This is a genomic window from Pseudomonas kurunegalensis (assembly GCF_030291635.1).
In the GTDB taxonomy this organism is placed as follows: domain Bacteria; phylum Pseudomonadota; class Gammaproteobacteria; order Pseudomonadales; family Pseudomonadaceae; genus Aquipseudomonas; species Aquipseudomonas monteilii.
Window position 1 is genome coordinate 4,872,203 of sequence record NZ_CP127871.1, and the last position, 19,344, is coordinate 4,891,546.

At 63.8% G+C, this 19,344-nt stretch carries 17 protein-coding genes; 13 read left to right on the plus strand and 4 right to left on the minus strand.

Going from position 1 to position 19,344, the window contains the following annotated elements:
- Nucleotides 1-134 precede the first annotated feature (134 nt).
- Nucleotides 135-1,475: an aminotransferase-like domain-containing protein gene (locus QQ992_RS22275; RefSeq protein WP_286111058.1), complete on the plus strand. Its 1,341-nt coding sequence runs from the start codon at nt 135-137 to the stop codon at nt 1,473-1,475.
- Nucleotides 1,476-1,578: 103 nt separating this feature from the next.
- Nucleotides 1,579-4,020 carry a penicillin acylase family protein gene (locus tag QQ992_RS22280; RefSeq protein ID WP_286111059.1) on the plus strand — a complete coding sequence of 814 codons (2,442 nt, stop codon included), beginning with the start codon at nt 1,579-1,581 and terminating at the stop codon, nt 4,018-4,020.
- A gap of 38 nt (nt 4,021-4,058) precedes the next feature.
- On the opposite strand, the gene QQ992_RS22285 is transcribed toward QQ992_RS22280, so the two are convergent.
- On the minus strand, nt 4,059-4,484 hold the full coding sequence (locus QQ992_RS22285; protein WP_433963097.1) for a type II toxin-antitoxin system HicB family antitoxin: 426 nt from the start codon (nt 4,482-4,484) through the stop codon (nt 4,059-4,061).
- Between the two features lie 199 nt (nt 4,485-4,683).
- Here QQ992_RS22285 and QQ992_RS22290 point away from each other — a divergent pair, with 199 nt between their 5' ends.
- The 5 genes from QQ992_RS22290 (at nt 4,684) to pdeM (ending at nt 11,735) form a co-directional block, all read left to right on the plus strand.
- Nucleotides 4,684-5,700: a ligase-associated DNA damage response exonuclease gene (locus tag QQ992_RS22290; RefSeq protein ID WP_286111060.1), complete on the plus strand. Its 1,017-nt coding sequence runs from the start codon at nt 4,684-4,686 to the stop codon at nt 5,698-5,700.
- Nucleotides 5,697-7,355 carry an ATP-dependent DNA ligase gene (locus QQ992_RS22295; protein WP_286111061.1) on the plus strand — a complete coding sequence of 553 codons (1,659 nt, stop codon included), beginning with the start codon at nt 5,697-5,699 and terminating at the stop codon, nt 7,353-7,355. Before QQ992_RS22290 ends, QQ992_RS22295 begins: the two co-directional genes overlap by 4 nt.
- A gap of 99 nt (nt 7,356-7,454) precedes the next feature.
- Nucleotides 7,455-8,570: a succinylglutamate desuccinylase/aspartoacylase family protein gene (locus QQ992_RS22300; protein WP_105945854.1), complete on the plus strand. Its 1,116-nt coding sequence runs from the start codon at nt 7,455-7,457 to the stop codon at nt 8,568-8,570.
- Between the two features lie 67 nt (nt 8,571-8,637).
- Nucleotides 8,638-11,088, plus strand: a complete 2,451-nt coding sequence (locus tag QQ992_RS22305) for a ligase-associated DNA damage response DEXH box helicase (RefSeq protein WP_286111063.1) — start codon at nt 8,638-8,640, stop codon at nt 11,086-11,088.
- Nucleotides 11,085-11,735, plus strand: coding sequence for a ligase-associated DNA damage response endonuclease PdeM (gene pdeM, locus QQ992_RS22310; RefSeq protein WP_286111065.1), 651 nt, complete (start codon nt 11,085-11,087; stop codon nt 11,733-11,735). The genes QQ992_RS22305 and pdeM overlap by 4 nt, the downstream gene beginning before the upstream one ends.
- Before the next feature lie 6 nt (nt 11,736-11,741).
- On the opposite strand, the gene QQ992_RS22315 is transcribed toward pdeM, so the two are convergent.
- On the minus strand, nt 11,742-11,969 hold the full coding sequence (locus QQ992_RS22315; RefSeq protein WP_016713758.1) for a hypothetical protein: 228 nt from the start codon (nt 11,967-11,969) through the stop codon (nt 11,742-11,744).
- Nucleotides 11,970-12,063: 94 nt separating this feature from the next.
- On the minus strand, nt 12,064-12,630 hold the full coding sequence (dcd, locus tag QQ992_RS22320; RefSeq protein ID WP_003258001.1) for a dCTP deaminase: 567 nt from the start codon (nt 12,628-12,630) through the stop codon (nt 12,064-12,066).
- Nucleotides 12,631-12,958: 328 nt separating this feature from the next.
- On the opposite strand from dcd, the gene QQ992_RS22325 reads away from it, so the two are divergent.
- On the plus strand, nt 12,959-13,168 hold the full coding sequence (locus QQ992_RS22325) for a cold-shock protein (RefSeq protein ID WP_003254922.1): 210 nt from the start codon (nt 12,959-12,961) through the stop codon (nt 13,166-13,168).
- A 157-nt stretch (nt 13,169-13,325) separates the two neighbouring features.
- Here QQ992_RS22325 and apbC read toward each other — a convergent pair whose 3' ends face one another.
- Nucleotides 13,326-14,420: an iron-sulfur cluster carrier protein ApbC gene (apbC, locus tag QQ992_RS22330; RefSeq protein ID WP_016713757.1), complete on the minus strand. Its 1,095-nt coding sequence runs from the start codon at nt 14,418-14,420 to the stop codon at nt 13,326-13,328.
- Nucleotides 14,421-14,579: 159 nt separating this feature from the next.
- Between apbC and metG the strand changes: the two genes are divergently transcribed.
- The 5 genes from metG to QQ992_RS22355 all read left to right on the plus strand — a co-directional run bounded on the left by metG (nt 14,580) and on the right by QQ992_RS22355 (nt 19,344).
- Nucleotides 14,580-16,619: a methionine--tRNA ligase gene (metG, locus tag QQ992_RS22335; RefSeq protein WP_286111070.1), complete on the plus strand. Its 2,040-nt coding sequence runs from the start codon at nt 14,580-14,582 to the stop codon at nt 16,617-16,619.
- Nucleotides 16,620-16,708: 89 nt separating this feature from the next.
- Complete coding sequence (locus QQ992_RS22340; RefSeq protein WP_119368971.1) at nt 16,709-17,257, plus strand: Rnf-Nqr domain containing protein; 549 nt, start codon at nt 16,709-16,711, stop codon at nt 17,255-17,257.
- Nucleotides 17,254-18,228: an RnfABCDGE type electron transport complex subunit D gene (locus QQ992_RS22345; RefSeq protein WP_286111072.1), complete on the plus strand. Its 975-nt coding sequence runs from the start codon at nt 17,254-17,256 to the stop codon at nt 18,226-18,228. The genes QQ992_RS22340 and QQ992_RS22345 overlap by 4 nt, the downstream gene beginning before the upstream one ends.
- Entirely contained in the window at nt 18,225-18,827 is a 603-nt protein-coding gene (locus QQ992_RS22350; RefSeq protein ID WP_286111074.1) for an RnfABCDGE type electron transport complex subunit G, read from the plus strand. Before QQ992_RS22345 ends, QQ992_RS22350 begins: the two co-directional genes overlap by 4 nt.
- Nucleotides 18,820-19,344 (plus strand): Rnf-Nqr domain containing protein, encoded by a 525-nt coding sequence (locus tag QQ992_RS22355; RefSeq protein ID WP_286111076.1) that lies wholly within the window; start codon nt 18,820-18,822, stop codon nt 19,342-19,344. Before QQ992_RS22350 ends, QQ992_RS22355 begins: the two co-directional genes overlap by 8 nt.

Genomic DNA, 19,344 nt, shown 5'->3' on the forward strand with positions numbered 1-19,344 from the left:
CAGGGGCTGCCTTTGCGGGCAACCAACACTTCCGACAAGGGAATAGTGGCAGGTACTGGCCATTTGCAAACGAACAGTCGACAAGCATTTCCGTTAACTGTTAGGCTTTTTTTTCTAACGGTTTGAGACCTGCCATGAACACCAGCAGCCTTCATCACCAGTTAAGACAACGCCTGGATGCAGGGGAGTGGCTGCCCGGGCAGCGCATGCCCTCCATCCGGAAACTGACGGCTGCGGTCGACTTCAGCTACCACGACGTTGTTTCGGCCTACGCCCAGCTGGTCAGCGAAGGTGTGTTGACGGCTTCACCAGGCAGGGGCTACTTCGTCGCGACCCGGTCACGGCAAACCAGTGTGATCCACGAGCCCGAGTGCATGGCGGGCGACCCGCTCTTCAAGCTGCTGCAAGGCGGCCAGCACTACACCAAGCTGGGCAGCGGCTGGCTCCCCCCTGCCTGGCGTGACACCGAGTTGCTGGCCAAGGCCATTCGCCGCACGGCGCGGCTGGAGCAAAGCTCGCTGGCCGAATACGGCGACATCCAGGGCTACCTGCCCATGCGCAAACAGCTGTGCGTACACATGAAACGGCTGACCCGTGTCGATGTTCGCCCCAACCAGTTGCTGACCACACTGGGCGCCACACAAGGCCTGGACCTGGTTGCGCGGCTGCTGATCAAGCCGGGCGACCACGTTTTCGTCGACGAGCCGGGTAACGGCAACCTGATCAAGCTGATCCAGCTGGCGGGCGGGCACGTTGTCGGCATACGGCGAACCCAGGACGGGCCAGACGTGGAAGAGATGAAAACCTACCTGGCCAGGCACAAGGTCAAGGCATTTTTCTGCAACAGCACCTTCCACAACCCTACCGGCAGCAACATCAGCCCGCACAACGCCTTCAGCGTCCTGCGCCTGGCGGTAGAGCACGAGTTCTTCGTGGTCGAGGACGATGTGTATGGCGACTTCAGCCCGGCCGTACGCCAGACCTTTGCCGAGCTGGACAACCTTGACCGGGTCATCTACATCGGCAGTTTCTCCAAATGCCTGTCAGCATCGCTACGCGTGGGTTTCATCGCCTGCTCACAAGACCTGATCGAACCGCTGACACGCCTGAAACTGCTGACCTGTGTTGCCGTCCCGGCGTTTTGCGAACGCTTCGTCAACACCATATTGTCGGATGGCACCTATGCCCGGCACATGAATGATGTGCAGCAGCGCCTGATCAGGCAGCAGGTCCAGACCCAGCGGCTTCTGATCGAGCGAGGCTGGCAGTTTGAAATCGCCCCGCAAGGGGGGATGTTCCTCTGGGTCTACCACCCGGACCTGCCAGACCTGCAACCCCTGGTGCGCAAACTGGAACAAAACAAGATCCTGCTGATGCCCGGCTCGGCGTTCGCCGTTACCCGTGACTACCGGCGCTATGCGCGCATCAATTGCACGCACTTTTCCGAGACGTTGGCAGACCACTTCAACGTTTGAGGCAGCGCTGGCAAATAAACCGACCTGGGACCTTGCATGGCGCCTGCGCGCTTACTACCTTAGCGCCTTTCGAAACCCGCCACGCCTTGCAGGAGCCCTTGTCATGGCCGCCCCCGCCTTTCCTCCCTTCCGCCCGCGGTTCGCAACCGCTGCCACGCTGCTCGGCATGCTCGGGCTGGCCGGCTGCCAGACGGGCGGCTACCAGGACAGCGTGCCACCGACCAGTGGCGTGCAGCCGCTCAAGGGCCTGGCGCAGAATGTTTCAGTACGCCGCAATGCCATGGGTGCGCCACTGATCGAAAGCAGCAGCTTCCATGATGCGCTGTTCAGCCTGGGCTATGTGCATGCCGGTGACCGCATCGAGCAGATGGTCTCCATGCGCCTGCTGGCCCAGGGCCGCCTGGCCGAACTGGCCGGCAGCGAAGCGCTGGACATCGACCGCCTGATGCGCGCGGCCAACCTCAAGCAAAGCGCCGCCCAGCAGTACGCCGACGCCTCGCCACGGCTCAAGCGCTTTTTCGAAGTGTACGCACGCGGGGTCAACGCCTACCTGTTCCGCTACCGCGACAAGCTGCCGGCCGGCCTGGCCAGCAGTGGCTATCGCCCGGAATACTGGAAGCCCGAAGACTCGGCACTGATCTTCAACCTGTACGCGTTCAGCCAATCGGTGAACCTGCAGGAAGAATTGAGTGCCCTGACCCTGGCGCAGAAAGCCGGCAGCGACAAGCTGGCCTGGCTGCTGCCTGGCGCCCCGGACGAGCCATTGGCCGAAGGCGAAGTGGACAAGCTCAAGGGCCTGAACCTGGCCAGCCAGCTGCCGGGCCTGCCAGCGCTGGCAGCCGCCAGCCAGAAACTGGCCGACCTCGACCTGCTCGGCAGCCCGGGCTCGGCCAACCTGGCCCTGGCCCCGCAGCGCAGCCGCAGCGGCAAGAGCCTGCTGGCCAGCGACAGCCGCGCTACCTGGGCCCTGAGCCCGGTACAGATCCACACCGCCAAGTACCAGGTGGCCGGCCTGTCGTTGCCGGGCTTGCCGATCGTGCTGGCCGGTTACAACGGCAAACTGGCCTGGAGCAGCAGCGCCGTGATGGCCGACAACCAGGACCTGTTCCTGGAACAACTGCGTCGTCAAGGCAGCCAGCTGAGCTACCTGGCCGACGGCAAATGGCTGCCGGCCCGCGCCCGGAGCGAAACGTTCTTCGTCCGAGGCCAACGCCCGCTGCGCGAGGTGATGTATGACACCCGCCACGGCACCCTGCTGGCCCAGCCAGACAACGCCAGCCTGGGCCTGGCGCTGAACCTGCCGCAGTTCAAGGGCGACCGCAGCCTGGATGCACTGTTCGACCTGACCCGGGCCAGGAACGTGGAACGCGCCTTCGACAGTACCCGCGAAGTGACCGCCGCGGCCCTCAACTTCGTCTTCGCCGAGCCAGAGCACATTGGCTGGCAAGTCAGCGGCCGCTACCCCAACCGCCGCGAAGGCCAGGGCCTGCTGCCCTCGCCGGGCTGGGACGGGCGCTACGACTGGGACGGCTATGCCGACCCGATGCTGCACCCGTACGACCAGGACCCAACCGCTGGCTGGATCGGCCACGCCAACCAGCGCAGCCTGCCGCGCGGCTATGGCATGCAGCTGTCCAGCACCTGGTACTACCCTGAGCGCGCCGAGCGCCTGGCCCAGTTGGCCGGCAATGGCCGCCACGACAGCCGCAGCCTGATGGCCCTGCAGAACGACCAGGTGACCCTGCTGGCCGACAAGCTCAAGCAGATGTTCGACGCCCCCGGCATGGCCCAGCCATTGAAGCAGGCGATAGACGCCCTGCCTGCCGCACAACGCGACAAGGCCCGCGACACGCTGGCCCGGCTCAAGGCCTTCGATGGCCGACTGAGCCCGGTGTCAGCGGATGCCGCACTGTACGAGCTGTTCTTGCAGGAGGTAGCGCGGCAGACCTTCCTCGACGACCTAGGCCCGGAATCCGGCCCGGCCTGGCAGGCGTTCGTCAGCAATGCCCGCTTGTCGTTCTCGGCCCAGGCCGATCACCTGCTGGGCCGCGACGACAGTCCGTTCTGGGATGACCGCAACACCCCGCAAAAAGAAGACAAGCCCGCCATTCTCGCCCGCAGCCTGGCGGGAGCAATGGACGCCGGGATCGCGCAACTGGGCGCCGACCGCCGCGCCTGGCAGTGGGGCAAGCTGCACCAGTACCGCTGGCCAGCACCGGCCTACCATGGCTTGGGCGAAGCCATCAGCCGCTCACCGCTGGCTGCAGGTGGCGACTTCACCACCCTGGCCCTGACGCCATACGCCTGGGGCAGCGACTTCGACACCCGCCTGCCGGCCTCGGCGCGGATGATCGTCGACTTCGGCCAGGCCGAACCGTTGCAGGTGCTGACCAGCAGCGGCCAGTCCGGTAACCCGGCAAGCACGCACTACAGCGACGGGCTGGATGCCTGGTTCAAAGGCCGGTTCATGAGCCTGCCGCTGCAGCAGCAGAACTTCGGGCGGGCGTATGGCAGCCAGCGCTTGACCTTGGTGCCTGGCAAGTAAGCCCTCGGCCCGAGCCGCCAGCTGCGGCGGCTCGGGCTTTAAACAGCGACGACTGAGAGCTCGATCCGCTGTCCCAACACATGCAAGGCATGCTCAACCTGCTCGATTTTCGAGCGATGCAACAGATCGACCAGACGATCGACCTGGGGACGATTTACCCCTAGCCGGCGTGCCATCTCGGTCTTGCTGATTTTTTGTCCCACCATCGTATTCCACAGCGCTGCCTTCGCTGCCGTCAGGGCTGGCAGGCGTACCACGGGCTGGCCCGCCGTAGGCGCTGAAGGTAGAGGGATAGCCTGTTTCTGATCCACATAGAACGAAAGCGCAGACTCCAAGGCATCCACCGCATCGAACAATGCTTCCTCCGAAGTATCACCCGCGCAGGCCATCTCTGGCACATCGGGACAACTCACCCAGACACTGCCGCCTTCCTGATGAACAACCACCGGATACTCGAATATCATCACATGCCTCTCTGAACCCCTCATGCGTAAAGGCCGCAACATTTTTGTTGCACACGCCAACCGGATTACACAGTTAACCGCAAAAGGCCTTTCGGCATTTCTGAATGGCGTGTAGTCCATTTCGCTAATTGAAACCGTTCGAACTCCCGAGACCGTTCCGAGCTCTTAACAAGTATTCTCGGCAACCCGCGCTCGCCCTATGGACCTTGTCATCGCCCGCCCCGAAGGCCTCTACTGCCCGCCCGGTGATTTCTACATCGACCCTTGGCGGCCCGTGGACCGCGCCGTGATCACCCATGGCCACGGTGACCATGCACGTACCGGCAATGGCCATTATCTGACCGCGAGCCCAGGTGCTGGCATTCTGCGTAGCCGGTTGGGCCAGGGCATCGATTTGCAGACCCTGCCCTACGGTGAGCGCCTGCTTCACCATGGGGTGACCCTGAGCCTGCACCCGGCCGGGCACGTGCTGGGTTCGGCACAGGTGCGCCTGGCGTACCAAGGTGAAGTCTGGGTCGCGTCCGGTGACTACAAGGTAGAGCCCGATGGCACCTGTACGCCTTTCGAACCCGTGCCGTGCCACACCTTTATCACCGAGTCGACGTTCGGCCTGCCCATTTATCGCTGGCCCGGCCAGGCTGAGGTCTTCGCGGGCATCAATGCCTGGTGGCGGGCCAACAGCACACAGGGCAAGGCCAGCGTGCTGTTCTGCTATGCCTTCGGCAAGGCCCAGCGGATTTTGCATGGGCTGGACGCCAGCATCGGCCCGATCCTCGTGCATGGCGCCGTCGAGCCGCTCAACCGGGTGTACCGGGACGCCGGTATCCACCTGCCGAAAACCCTCTACGCCGGCGATATACCGCGCAACGACCCACTGCTGCGCCAAGCGCTGATCCTGGCGCCCCCGTCAGCCAGCGGCAGTAGCTGGATGCGCCGCTTTGGTGAGTACAGCGATGCCTTCGCCAGTGGCTGGATGCTGTTGCGCGGCACCCGCCGGCGACGCGGTGTGGACCGGGGCTTCGTCCTCTCGGACCATGCCGACTGGCCCGGCCTGCTGTGGGCAATCGGCCAGACCGGCGCCGAACGGGTGATGGTCACCCACGGCTCGGTCAACGTGCTGGTGCGCTACCTCAACGAACAAGGCCTCGATGCCCGCGCCTTCGCCACCGAATACGGCGACGAAGACGACGTCGTCACTGCCGAACCCACACCATGAAAGCCTTCGCCACGTTGTACCTGCGCCTGGATGCGACCACGTCCAGCAACGCCAAGCTTGAGGCACTGCGCGACTATTTCGCCAATGCCCCCGCCGAGGATGCCGCCTGGGCCGTGTACTTTCTGGCCGGCGGGCGCCCGCGCCAGCTGGTGCCCACTCGCGTGTTGCGCGCACAGGCAACGGCTCAGGCCGGGTTGCCGGACTGGCTCTTCGAAGAAAGCTATCAGGCAGTGGGTGACCTGGCCGAAACCATTTCGCTGTTGCTACCCCTACACGCCGATGGCAGCGATGAAGGCCTTGCCACCTGGGTGGAGCAGCATTTGCTGCCCCTGCGCGGGCTACCGCCTGAGCAGGTTCAGCAGCGCCTGCAGCCGCTCTGGGCGCAGCTGGATCGCCCCAGCCTGATGCTGTGCCTGAAGCTGATCACCGGCAGTTTTCGCGTGGGCGTATCGAAGTTGCTGGTCACCCGCGCCCTGGCGCAACTGGCCGGGCTGGACGCCAAGCGCGTGGCCCAACGCCTGGTCGGTTACACCGATATTGGCCATCGCCCTACCGCAGCCAGCTACCAGAAGCTGATCGCCCCGGAGTCCGCCGATGAGCATCGCCAGCGCGGCGGCCAGCCGTACCCATTCTTCCTGGCCCACCCGCTACAAGCCTCTATCGACCAGTTCGATACTTTGCTCGGGCCGCCAAGCAACTGGCAAATCGAGTGGAAGTGGGACGGCATTCGCGCCCAGGTGGTCAAGCGCGAGGGCCAGCTGTGGGTGTGGTCGCGCGGCGAAGAGCTGGTGACCGAGCGCTTCCCCGAACTGCACAGCCTGGCGCAGACGCTACCCGATGGCGTGGTGCTCGATGGCGAGATTCTGGTCTGGAAACCAGGTGATACAGGGGCTGAACTGGCCGTGCAGCCTTTTTCCTTGCTACAGCAGCGCCTGGGGCGAAAAACGCTGGGCAAGCAATTGCTGACCGACGCACCGGTGGTGTTGCAGGCCTACGACCTGCTGGAGTGGCAAGGCGAAGACTGGCGCAACCGGCCGCAGCACGAGCGCCGCAGCCAGCTGGAACGCTTGGTCGATGCGTACCCGCTTGCCCCCGTGCTGCTGTCGCCGCTGCTGACAGGCCCGGACTGGGCCGACCTTGCCCACCAGCGCGAACAGTCGCGCAGCCTGGGTGTCGAGGGCCTGATGCTCAAGCAACGCGAGGCCCTTTACGGCGTGGGGCGCACCAAGGATATGGGTACCTGGTGGAAGTGGAAGATCGACCCGTTCAGCGTCGATGCCGTGCTGATCTACGCCCAACGCGGCCACGGCCGACGTGCAAGCCTGTACAGCGACTACACCTTCGCCGTGTGGGACGCACCGGCCGGCACCCCGGGGCGAGCATTGGTACCCTTTGCCAAGGCCTATTCGGGGCTCAGTGACGAAGAAATGCGCAAGGTCGATGCCATTATCCGCAAGACCACGGTGGAAACCTTCGGCCCGGTGCGCAGCGTAACGCCTACGCTGGTGTTCGAACTGGGCTTCGAAGGCATTGCCTTGTCCAGGCGCCACAAGAGCGGTATTGCCGTGCGCTTTCCGCGCATGCTGCGCTGGCGGCTGGACAAGCCGGTGGAAGAGGCGGATGACCTGGGCACCTTGCAGGCACTGCTGGCCTGAAAGGTCGCGACCCCATTGAGGCGCAACGCTGAAAACTATGCTTCTATCAGTGTGCCGACCTGTGTCGCAGACCGTATTCGCCACGCATCCAGGACCACCATGCACCATTCAACCCACGACCTGCTCTCACCCGTTCCGGGCATCACCCGCCAGTTGCACAGCTTCCACTTCGGCCCTCGCAGTGGCGGCAAAGTCTATATCCAGGCTTCCCTGCATGCCGACGAACTGCCCGGCATGCTGGTGGCATGGCACCTCAAGCGGCGCCTGATAGCGCTGGAAGAACAAGGCCGCCTGCAGCGCGAGATCATCCTGGTGCCGGTGGCCAACCCGGTCGGCCTGGAGCAAGTGCTGCTGGATGCGCCGCTGGGGCGCTTCGAACTGCAAAGCGGCGAGAACTTCAACCGCAACTTCGTCGACCTGTCGGACAGCATCGGCGACCAGATCGAAGAGCACCTGACCCAGAACCCGGCGCACAACGTCGAGCTGATCCGCGAATACCTGCGTCGTGGGCTGGACGCGCACCCGGCCCGCACACCGCTGCAAGCCCAGCGCCTGATCCTGCAGCGCCTGGCCTGCGATGCCGACATGGTGCTGGACCTGCACTGCGACTTCGAAGCAGTCGAACACCTGTACACCACACCCGATGCCTGGCCACATATCGAGCCGCTGGCCCGCTACCTGGGCGCCCAGGCCAGCCTGCTGGCCACCGACTCGGGCGGGCAGTCGTTCGACGAATGTTTCAGCCTGGTCTGGTGGCAGTTGCAGCAACGCTTCGGCAAACGCTTCCCGATCCCGCTGGGCTGCTGCTCGGTCACTGTCGAGCTGCGCGGCCAGGCCGATGTCAGCCATGACCTGGCCAGCAAAGACTGCCAGGCGATACTCGACTTCCTTACCCACGCAGGCGTTATCGAAGGCGCCAGCCCTGCCCTGCCGCCCTTGCCCAGCCCGGCCACGCCGCTGGCTGCTGTCGAACCGGTAGTGACGCCGCTGGGCGGGTTGCTGGTGTATCACGCCAAACCCGGACAGCACCTGGAAGCCGGGCAGTTGATTGCCGAAGTCATCGACCCGCTCAGTGACCGGGTAACGGCTGTGCGCAACAGCCAACCGGGCCTGCTGTATGCCCGCAGCGTAAGGCGCATGGCCACTTCCGGTATGGTCATCGCCCATGTTGCTGGCGAGCAGGTATGTCGCAGTGGCTACCTGCTGGGCAACTGATTCGGTAAAACCATTGCGCCTGGCGCGCGGTCTGTAGAAGCACAGCCTTCGAAGGACCACTTCCCTCATGCCCGCTGCCACCGACCTTGCCAATGCCTGGTTTGCCAGGCGTGGCTGGAAGCCATTCGCTTTCCAGCGCCGCGTTTGGGCGGCTGTGGCGCGCGGCGAGTCCGGCCTGCTGCACGCCAGTACCGGGGCCGGCAAAACCTACGCCGTGTGGCTCGCCGCGCTTCGTGCGTTCAAGACCCAGCCCCAAGGCAGCCAACCGGCGCCATTGCAGGTGGTGTGGGTGACGCCCATGCGCGCCTTGGCCGCCGACACCGCACGCGCCCTGCAGGTGCCCGTGGATGAACTGGCGCTGCCGTGGAGCGTTGGGGTACGCAGCGGAGACACAGGCAGCGCCGAACGAGCCCGACAAGCTCGGCGCCTGCCAAGTGTGCTGGTCACCACACCCGAGAGCCTGACGCTGCTGCTGACGCGTACACAGGCCCGCGAAGATTTCGCCACCCTGCGGCTGGTGGTGGTGGATGAATGGCACGAACTGCTGGGTAACAAGCGCGGGGTACAACTGCAGCTGGCCTTGGCCCACCTGCGCCACTGGCATCCAGGCCTGCCGACCTGGGGCCTCTCCGCCACCCTGGGCAACCTGCAACATGCACGGGACGTTCTGCTGCCGCAAGGCGGCCTGCTGGTACAGGGGCGACAAGACAAGGCGCTGCAAGTCGATACCTTGCTGCCAACAGCGATCGAGCGCTTCCCCTGGGCTGGGCATATCGGCCTGAAGATGCTCGACCAGGTCAGCCAGGAAATCGAGGCCAGTGCCAGTTGCCTGGTGTTCACCAACACGCGCGCCCAGGCCGAGCTCTGGTACCAGGCCCTGCTTGAAGCCCGCCCTGACTGGGCCGGGCTGATTGCTCTGCACCATGCCTCGCTGGCCCGCGATACCCGCGACTGGGTGGAACGTAGCCTCAAGCAGGGCAGCCTGAAAGCGGTGATCTGCACCTCCAGCCTTGACCTTGGCGTGGACTTTCTACCCGTGGAACGGGTGTTGCAAATCGGCTCGGCCAAAGGCATCGCCCGCCTGATGCAACGCGCCGGGCGCTCCGGGCACGCACCGGGGCGGCGCTCGCGGATCACCCTGGTGCCTACCCACAGCCTGGAACTGGTGGAGGCAGCTGCAGCCCGACAGGCACTGATAGCCGGGCACATCGAAGCCCGCTGCTCGCCGCAACTGTGCATGGACGTGCTGGTGCAGCACCTGGTCAGCATGGCCTTGGGCAGTGGCTTTCGACCCAAGCAGCTACTGGCCGAAGTGCGCAGCACCTGGGCCTTCCGCGCGTTGCGCGACAGCCAGTGGCAGTGGGCGCTGGACTTCGTCTGCCACGGCGGCAGTTCACTTTCCGCCTACCCGGATTACCAGCGCGTCGAGCCCCGGCCCGACGGCGTTTACCGGGTTGCCAGCGAACGCCTGGCACGGCGCCACCGCATGAGCATCGGCACCATCGTCAGCGACGCCAACCTGCAACTGAAATACTGGAGCAAGGGCGGCGGGGGCAAGACGCTGGGCAGTGTCGAAGAGGCATTCATCGCCCGCCTGCGTCCCGGCGACACGCTGGTGTTTGCCGGGCGGGTGCTGGAACTGGTACGCGTGGAAAACATGACCGCCTATGTGCGCCGCAGCACCGCACGCAAGGCTGCGGTGGCACGCTGGAACGGTGGGCGCATGCCGCTATCGAGCGAACTGGCCGACGCGCTGGTCGAGCAGCTCGATTCTGCGGCCCATGGCCGCTTTGACGGCCCGGAGATGCGAACCGTGCGCCCGCTGCTGGCGTTGCAGGCACAGTGGTCGGCGTTGCCAACCACCGGCACGCTGCTGGCCGAAACCTTCAAGTCCCGCCAGGGCTGGCACGTGTTCTTGTACCCCTTTGCCGGGCGCCTGGCCAACCTGGGCCTGGCCAACCTGATTGCCTGGCGGGTCAGCCGCGTACAACCGCTGTCGGTATCGATTGCCGTCAACGACTACGGGTTCGAACTGCTCAGCCCTGCACCGGTGGACTGGACAACGCACCTGCCAAAAGCGCTGGGTACCGAGCACTTGCTGGAAGATGTGCTGGCCAGCCTGAATGCGGGGGAAATGGCACTGCGGCGTTTTCGCGAAATTGCCCAGATTGCCGGGCTGGTGTTTGGCGGGTACCCGGCGGCACAAAAGAGCACCCGACAGATCCAGGCATCCAGCGGGCTGTTCTATGAAGTGTTTCGCAAGCATGACGCCGGTAACCTGCTACTCGGCCAGGCACGGGACGAAGTGCTGGGCGAGGAGCTGGAGATCGAGCGGCTGCGTCGGCAATTGCTGAAAATGGCCAGCCTGAAGCTGGACCTGCAGGTATTGAAGCGACCGGGGCCGCTGGCCTTCGCTTTGCTGGTAGAGGGCATGCGCGAGACGCTGAGTACCGAGAAGCTGGCAGACCGGATTGCGCGAATGGTTGCAGAACTGGAACAAGCGGCGGGCAAGGCATGAATGACCAGCCCATCGAACACGCAGGCCAGGTGCTCTGGTTGCTTGCCGACAAGGCCATCTATTGGCCCAGCCGCCGAGCATTGCTGGTGGCCGACGTGCACATCGGCAAGGCTGCCAGCTATCGTGCCCTGCACCAACCTGTGCCGCGTGGCACCACAGACGCGACGCTCACCCGGCTGGATGCCTTGCTGGCAGCCCATGACTGCGACCAGCTGATCGTCCTCGGGGACTTCCTCCATGCACGCACTGCCCGGGCGCCAGCAACACTGGCCAGGCTGCATGCGTGGCGGCAGCGCCACGCGTACCTGAACATTGTGCTGATACGCGGCAATCATGATCGCAATGCCGGCGATCCACCTGCATCGCTTCGCATTGAAGTCAAGGATGAGCCTTGGATACTGGAACCTTTCGCGCTACAACACGAACCCGCGCCTCACCCGGCTTACCCGGTGCTGGCGGGCCATGTGCACCCGGTTTTTGTGCTGCGAGGCACGGCCCGCCAGCGCCTGCGACTGCCGTGCTTCCTGATCGACGCTCACGTCAGCCTACTGCCGGCTTTCGGTGAATTCACCGGCGGCTGGAAGATCGCGCCATCCGGCACCAGCCGGGTATACCTGGCTGGCGCAGGGCGCGTCTGGCCGCTGTAACGGCGCTCAGGCGACAGGTGCTGGCGGCGGCTCATCCGGCAAGGTCGGCTCGCCCGGCTCCATGGGTGGCCTCTCGCCAGGCTCTGGTGGCTGCGGGGTATCGGGGTCAGGCTGATGGGGCACGCCCCCCGCCTGCATGGGCAGCGGGTGCGCCAGCAATGACCAGGGCAACAACCCCACGTGGTTGGGCTGCAGGCCTGCCAGCTTGGCACTGATTGCGGGATGGAGTTTCATTGGCTGCTCCTGACGAAAGCCGATGCACATCATGCGCACCGGCATTACTTCGTTGGAGTGCCAAAGGCGCGGGTAATTCCCCGCGCTTGTCGGCTCAGGTGCGCGGCAGGGTGACGCCGCGCTGGCCTTGGTATTTGCCGCCACGGTCCTTGTAGGACACTTCGCACTCTTCGTCAGACTGCAAGAACAGCATCTGCGCCACGCCTTCGTTGGCGTAGATCTTCGCCGGCAGCGTGGTGGTGTTGGAGAACTCCAGCGTCACGTGGCCTTCCCACTCGGGCTCCAGCGGGGTGACGTTGACGATGATGCCGCAACGGGCGTAGGTGCTCTTGCCCAGGCAAATGGTCAGCACGTCACGCGGAATGCGGAAGTATTCGACGGTGCGCGCCAGGGCGAAAGAGTTTGGCGGGATGATGCACACGTCGCTCTTGATGTCGACAAAGCTGCCGGCATCGAAATTTTTCGGGTCGACGGTAGCCGAGTTGATGTTGGTGAACACCTTGAATTCGTCAGCGCAGCGTACGTCGTAGCCATAGCTGGAGACGCCAAAGGAGATCACCCGGCTGTCTTGTTCGCCGCGCACCTGGCGCTCGACGAACGGTTCGATCATGCCGTGTTCCTGCGCCATGCGGCGAATCCACTTGTCCGATTTGATGCTCATGGCGGGGGTGTCCTGAAGAGTTGCGTGGTGAAAATCGTGACGCACATCTTACCGGTCCCGGCGCCCAGGTTAAAGTTCTATGCCTCATCCCGCGCCGGGCGGGGGCTGCAGCCGCCGTCGATCCGAATTTGCGTAAAGCGCCTTCTGACCATTGGCAGGTTGCGGAAAGTGGGGTAAGGTGGCGCCACTGTGCTGCACGTGACACCGAGAATCTCTAGTTTGATGCACGATCCTGATCGGCCCATCGCTGAATTTTCTGCTCTCTTTGCGCTCAGTCCCGGGCAGGGTTTTTCCTGACCGTTATCAAATTGTCCAAGGAGACAGAAAAATGTCCAACCGTCAATCCGGTGTTGTTAAGTGGTTCAACGATGAGAAAGGCTACGGCTTCATCACCCCTCAGTCGGGCGACGACCTGTTCGTGCACTTCAAAGCCATCCAAGCTGACGGCTTCAAAACCCTGAAAGAAGGCCAGGCTGTTACTTTCGTCGCTACCCGCGGCCAGAAAGGCATGCAGGCTGAAGAAGTTCAGATCGCCTAAGTCGATCTAGCTTTTTAGCTTTCAAAAAAACCCGCCTTCTGGCGGGTTTTTTTATGCCTGCCTGAAAAACCGAGTCGCCTGCTTCGCGGGTAAACCCGCTCCTACATCGACCGTGTAGGAGCGGGTTTACCCGCGAAGCAGGCGACTCGGTTTCAGGTCAGTCTTCGCTGATGGTAATGCTCGGCATCGCCGGCGCCGCCGCCTCTTGCAGCACAATCCGCGCACCCACCTGGCGCGCCAGCTCTTGATAGACCATGGCAATCTGGCTTTCCGGCTCGGCAATCGCCGTCGGCTTGCCGCTGTCGGCCTGCTCGCGGATCAACATCGACAATGGCAACGACGCCAGCAGGTCAACGCCATACTGGCTGGCCAGCTTCTCACCACCGCCTTCGCCGAACAGATGCTCGGCATGGCCGCAATTCGAACAGATATGCACGGCCATGTTCTCGACCACGCCCAGCACCGGGATGTTGACCTTGCGGAACATCTCCACACCCTTCTTGGCATCCAGCAACGCCAGGTCCTGCGGCGTGGTGACGATCACCGAGCCCGCCACCGGCACTTTCTGCGCCAAGGTCAGCTGAATGTCGCCAGTACCCGGCGGCATGTCGATCACCAGGTAGTCCAGGTCATCCCAGGCGGTCTGGGTGACCAGCTGCAGCAGCGCACCGGAAACCATCGGGCCGCGCCAGACCATCGGTGTGTTGTCGTCGGTGAGGAAGGCCATGGACATGACCTCCACGCCATGGGCCTTGATCGGCACGAACCACTTCTGCTCGCGAATCTGCGGGCGGGTGCCTTCGGCAATACCGAACATCACGCCTTGGCTAGGGCCGTAGATATCGGCATCGAGAATACCCACCCGTGCGCCTTCGCGGGCCAGCGCCAGCGCCAGGTTGGCCGCAGTGGTCGACTTGCCCACCCCGCCCTTGCCCGAGGCCACGGCGATGATGTTCTTGACGTTGGCCATGGCCGGCACCTGGGCCTGGGCCTTGTGAGCAGCGACCACGCAGTCGATCGACACTTGGGCGCTGCTGACGCCCTCAAGGTTGCCGATGGCCGTCTGCAACACCTGGGCCCAACCGTTCTTGAACAAACCTGCGGCATAGCCCAGCTGCAATTGCACGCTGACCTGCCCGCCCTGGATGTCGATGGCGCGCACACAACCGGCGCTGACCGGATCCTGGTTCAGGTAGGGGTCGGTGTACTGGCGAAGCACGCCTTCGACGGCGGCACGGGTGACGGCACTCATGGAGACTCCCATTGGCAAACTGAATGTAAAACAGGCGCCTATCCTAACCCGTCAATCGTCAGTAGATGCGCATGCGGGGTGAAATATCTTCGCCAGCCCTTTATAGTGGCCGATCACCCTTAATTTTTACCCCGTAGCCAGATAAGTAGCCGAGCCACCATGTCCGAGCCACGTCAGATTCTCGTCACCAGCGCCCTGCCCTATGCCAATGGATCCATCCATCTAGGCCATATGCTCGAGTACATCCAGACAGACATGTGGGTCCGCTTCCAGAAAATGCGTGGCAACCAGTGCATCTATGTCTGCGCCGACGACGCCCACGGCTCGGCCATCATGCTGCGCGCCGAAAAGGAAGGCATCACCCCGGAGCAACTGATCGCCAACGTTCAGGCCGAGCACAGCAGCGACTTCGCCGACTTCCTGGTGGATTTCGACAACTTCCACTCTACCCACAGCGAAGAGAACCGCGAGCTGTCGAGCCTGATCTACACGCGCCTGCGTGAAGCCGGGCACATCGCCACCCGTTCGGTAACCCAGTACTTCGACCCGGAAAAGGGCATGTTCCTGGCCGACCGTTTCATCAAGGGCACCTGCCCCAAGTGCGCGGCCGAAGACCAGTACGGCGACAACTGCGAAAAATGCGGTGCCACCTACGCGCCTACCGAGCTGAAGAACCCCAAGTCAGCGATCTCCGGCGCCACCCCGGTACTGCGTGACTCCCAGCACTTCTTCTTCAAGCTGCCAGACTTCCAGGCCATGCTGCAGCAGTGGACCCGCAGCGGCACCCTGCAGGACGCGGTAGCCAACAAACTGGCCGAATGGCTGGATTCCGGCTTGCAAGAGTGGGACATCTCCCGCGATGCGCCGTACTTCGGCTTCGAAATCCCGGGTGAACCGGGTAAATACTTCTACGTGTGGCTGGACGCGCCAATCGGCTACATGGCCAGCTTCAAGAACCTTTGCGCACGCCGCCCGGAACTGGACTTCGATGCGTTCTGGAACGAAGGCTCCAAGGCCGAGCTGTACCACTTCATCGGCAAGGACATCGTCAACTTCCACGCCCTGTTCTGGCCAGCCATGCTCGAAGGTGCCGGTTTCCGCAAGCCGACTGCCGTCAACGTGCATGGCTACCTGACCGTCAACGGCGCGAAGATGTCCAAATCGCGCGGCACCTTCATCAAGGCCCGTACCTACCTCGATCACCTGCAGCCGGAATACCTGCGTTACTACTACGCAGCCAAGCTGGGGCGTGGCGTCGACGACCTGGACCTGAACCTGGAAGACTTCGTGCAGAAGGTCAACTCCGACCTGGTGGGCAAGGTCGTGAACATTGCCAGCCGCTGCGCCGGCTTCATCCACAAAGGCAACGAAGGCGTGATGGTAAGCGGTGATGCCGCGCCTGAGCTGACCGAAGCCTTCCTGGCTGCCGCTCCGTCCATCGCCGAAGCCTATGAAGGCCGTGACTTTGGCCGCGCCATGCGTGAAATCATGGCACTGGCCGACCGCGCCAACGCCTGGATCGCCGACAAGGCGCCGTGGTCGCTGGCCAAGCAGGAAGGCAAACAGGATGAAGTGCAGGCCATTTGTGCCCAGGGCATCAACCTGTTCCGCCAGCTGGTGATCTTCCTCAAGCCGGTACTGCCGGTGCTGGCAGCGGACGCCGAGGCTTTCCTCAACGTTGCCCCGCTGGCCTGGAACGACCACCTGTCGCGCCTGGAAAACCATAAACTGAACCCGTTCAAGGCCCTGATGAGCCGCATCGAACCGGCCAAGGTCGAAGCCATGGTCGCCGCCAGCAAGGAAGACCTGCTGGCCGCCGAAGCCAAGGCCCCGGCCGGCAACGGCGAGCTGACCAAGGACCCGCTGTCGGCAGAAATCGAGTTCGACACCTTCGCTGCCGTCGACCTGCGCGTGGCGCTGATCGTCAAAGCCGAAGCCGTACCGGGCGCCGACAAACTGTTGCAACTCACCCTGGACATCGGTGACGAGCGCCGCAACGTGTTCTCCGGCATCAAGTCGGCCTACCCCGACCCGTCCAAACTGGAAGGCCGCCTGACCATGATGGTCGCCAACCTCAAGCCCCGGAAAATGCGTTTTGGCGTATCCGAGGGCATGGTCATGGCTGCCGGCCCTGGCGGTGAAGAAATCTACCTGCTGAGCCCGGACAGCGGCGCCAAGCCAGGCCAGCGCATCAAGTAACCCCCCCTGCCCCGGCCCTCGTGCCGGGGCAGTTTCTTCTGCGCCTTGATTACCGGACAATCACCCGTATTCCCGGCTATCGTCATCTCATGAGCGATTACCTTCTGGTCCTGATCGGCGCCGCGCTGGTCAATCACCTGTGCCTGTTGCAGCAGCCAATCCCCCGGCTGAACCTGCATGTGCATGGCCTGGCCTGCGCCCTTTGCATTGCCTTGGGCACGATCGGCGCACAATTGCTGATGCGGGGGGTACTTGCCCCGCTGCACATCCCCGACCTTGCCCTGTTCCTGTTGTTGCCCTGGCTGGCACTGCTCGCCTGGGGCTTGCCGTGGCTGCTGGCGAAGTGGCGCCCGGCCTGGCCCGTAGTCGGGTTGCCAGCGCTGCTGTCGAGCAATGCCACAGTGCTGGGGCTCGCCCTGCAGCAGGCAGGCGATGACAGCACCTGGCCCTCGACGCTGCTGCAAGGTTTACTGGCGGGCGGCGGCTTCTGGCTGGCACTGGTGTTGTTCGCCGACTTGCGCCAGCGCAGTGCCCATGCCGATATCCCCGGCGCACTGCGCGGCCTGCCGCTCGAGTTGATCGGCGCCGGGGTGATGGCCATGGCGTTTTCCGGCTTTAACGGTATGTTCGGACAATGATCAGCCAGCCCGATCCGCGACTGCGCACCAGTATGGGCCTGGTCCTGCTGGCCTGTTTGCCTGGCCTGCTGGCGTTGTTGTGGTTGCATGGCTGGGGCATGCTGCTGAACCTGTTGCTAAGTGCCACCGCCGCATTGCTGTGCGAAGCTGTGCTGCTGGCGTTGCGCGGCCAAACGCTGAGCACGGCGCTAGGCGACGGCAGCGCACTGGTAACCGCCGTGCTGCTGGCGGCCGCCCTGCCCACCCTGGCCCCGTGGTGGTTGCCGGTGGTCGCGGCAAGCGTTGCCATCGGTTTCGGTAAACAGGCTTTTGGCGGCGTCGGACGCAACCCGTTCAACCCGGCCATGGTGGGTTATGCCTTCGTGCTGCTGAGCTTCCCGTTGCAGATGAACCATTGGCCGGGGCAACCCCCAGGCCTGTTCGACAGTTTGCAGCAGGTATTCACCGGAGGCGAACAGATCGACGCCTGGGCCCGGCCGACGTTGCTCGACGGCCTGCGCCACAACCGCAGCCTGACCATCGAGGAGCTGTTCGCCAGCCATCCAGGCTTCGGCAACATCGGCGGGCGCGGCAGCGAATGGGTCAACCTGGCATTCCTGCTCGGCGGCCTGTTCCTGTTGCAGCGCAAGGTGATCAGCTGGCATGCACCACTGGGCCTGCTGACAGGGCTGTTCGTGTTCAGCCTGCTGGGCTGGAACGGCTCTGGGTCGGACTCCAATGGCTCACCCTTGCTGCACCTGTTCTCCGGCTCGACCATGCTGGCAGCCTTTTTCATTGCCACCGAGCCGGTGTCGGGGCCCAGGAACGAACGGGCCAGGCTGTACTTCGGCCTGGGTGTCGGGCTACTCATCTACCTGATTCGCACCTGGGGCAGCTACCCGGATGGCACCGCGTTCGCCGTCCTGCTGATGAACCTCATGGCACCAACGCTTGAACGCCTTGCGGCACAACCCCAACAGGCCGCCCGATGAAACGCCTGACGCATGATGTGAGCCTGCTGGTACTGATTGGGGTATTGGCAGTGTCTGCCACGCTGGCATGGCGGCACTTGACCGGCCCTGCCATCACCGGTGCCGAGAAGCAACTGCAAAGCCGTCAACGGCTGGCCGTGCTGCCCGAGGGCAGTTATGACAACCAGCCGTTGGACAGCCCGCTCGCGAAGCCCGAGGCGCAGCGACCCAACAGCCGCATCCTCGCGGCTTACCGTGCCACGATGGCGGGCATACCAAGCGCGATCGTTCTGGTCACTCAAACCCAAGGATATGCCGGGCCAATCGTACTGAGCGTGGCCATCGCCACAGACGGCCGGCTGATTGGCAGTCAGGTCATGGAGCAACAGGAAAGCCCCGGTCTGGGCGCACGCCTGGGCGACCCGCAGTTGCACTGGCTTGGGCAGTTCGACAACCGCCATCAGGGCGACCATTGGGCGCTGAAGCGGGACCAGGGTGACTTTGACCAACTGGCCGGCGCGACCGTGACTTCACGGGCGGTGATCACCGCGCTGCAAGAGGCGCTGAGCTATTTCGATGAGCAGCGCAGCGTACTGCTGGAGGGTGCAGCACATGAATAGGTTCTGCCTGCTGGCCGTAAGCCTGACGCCCCTGCTGGGTGCTACCCGAACACTGCATGAGGGCATCGCCATTGGCCTGTGCGCAGTAGTGATGGGCAGCCTGCATCAGCTTTTGCTGACACCGCTGCGCCAGCGTCTGGCCAGCTGGGCCTATGTGCTAGCCAGTCTGCTGATGCTGGCAGCCTTGGCCAGTTGCCTGCAAATGGCCCTGCGCGCAGGGTCGCTGCCTTTGGCACTTGCCCTTGGCCATTATCCCGCCCTGCTGTGCCTGCAGTGCCTGGCCTGCGATCATCAGCTACCCGATCAAGGCCGCTGGCGCATGCTCGCCAGGTATTTCTGTGCGGTATTTGCCCTCTGCCTGGTGCTCGGCGCCAGCCGCCAATGGCTGGCCAACGTTGCCGACCTGCACGTGGCCAGCCTGGCCCCGGGCGCCCTGCTACTGCTCGGACTGCTGCTGGCCTTGTACAATCGCTTGCGTCCGGGCCCTGCCCACCCACGTCGTCAAGGAAAGCTCTGA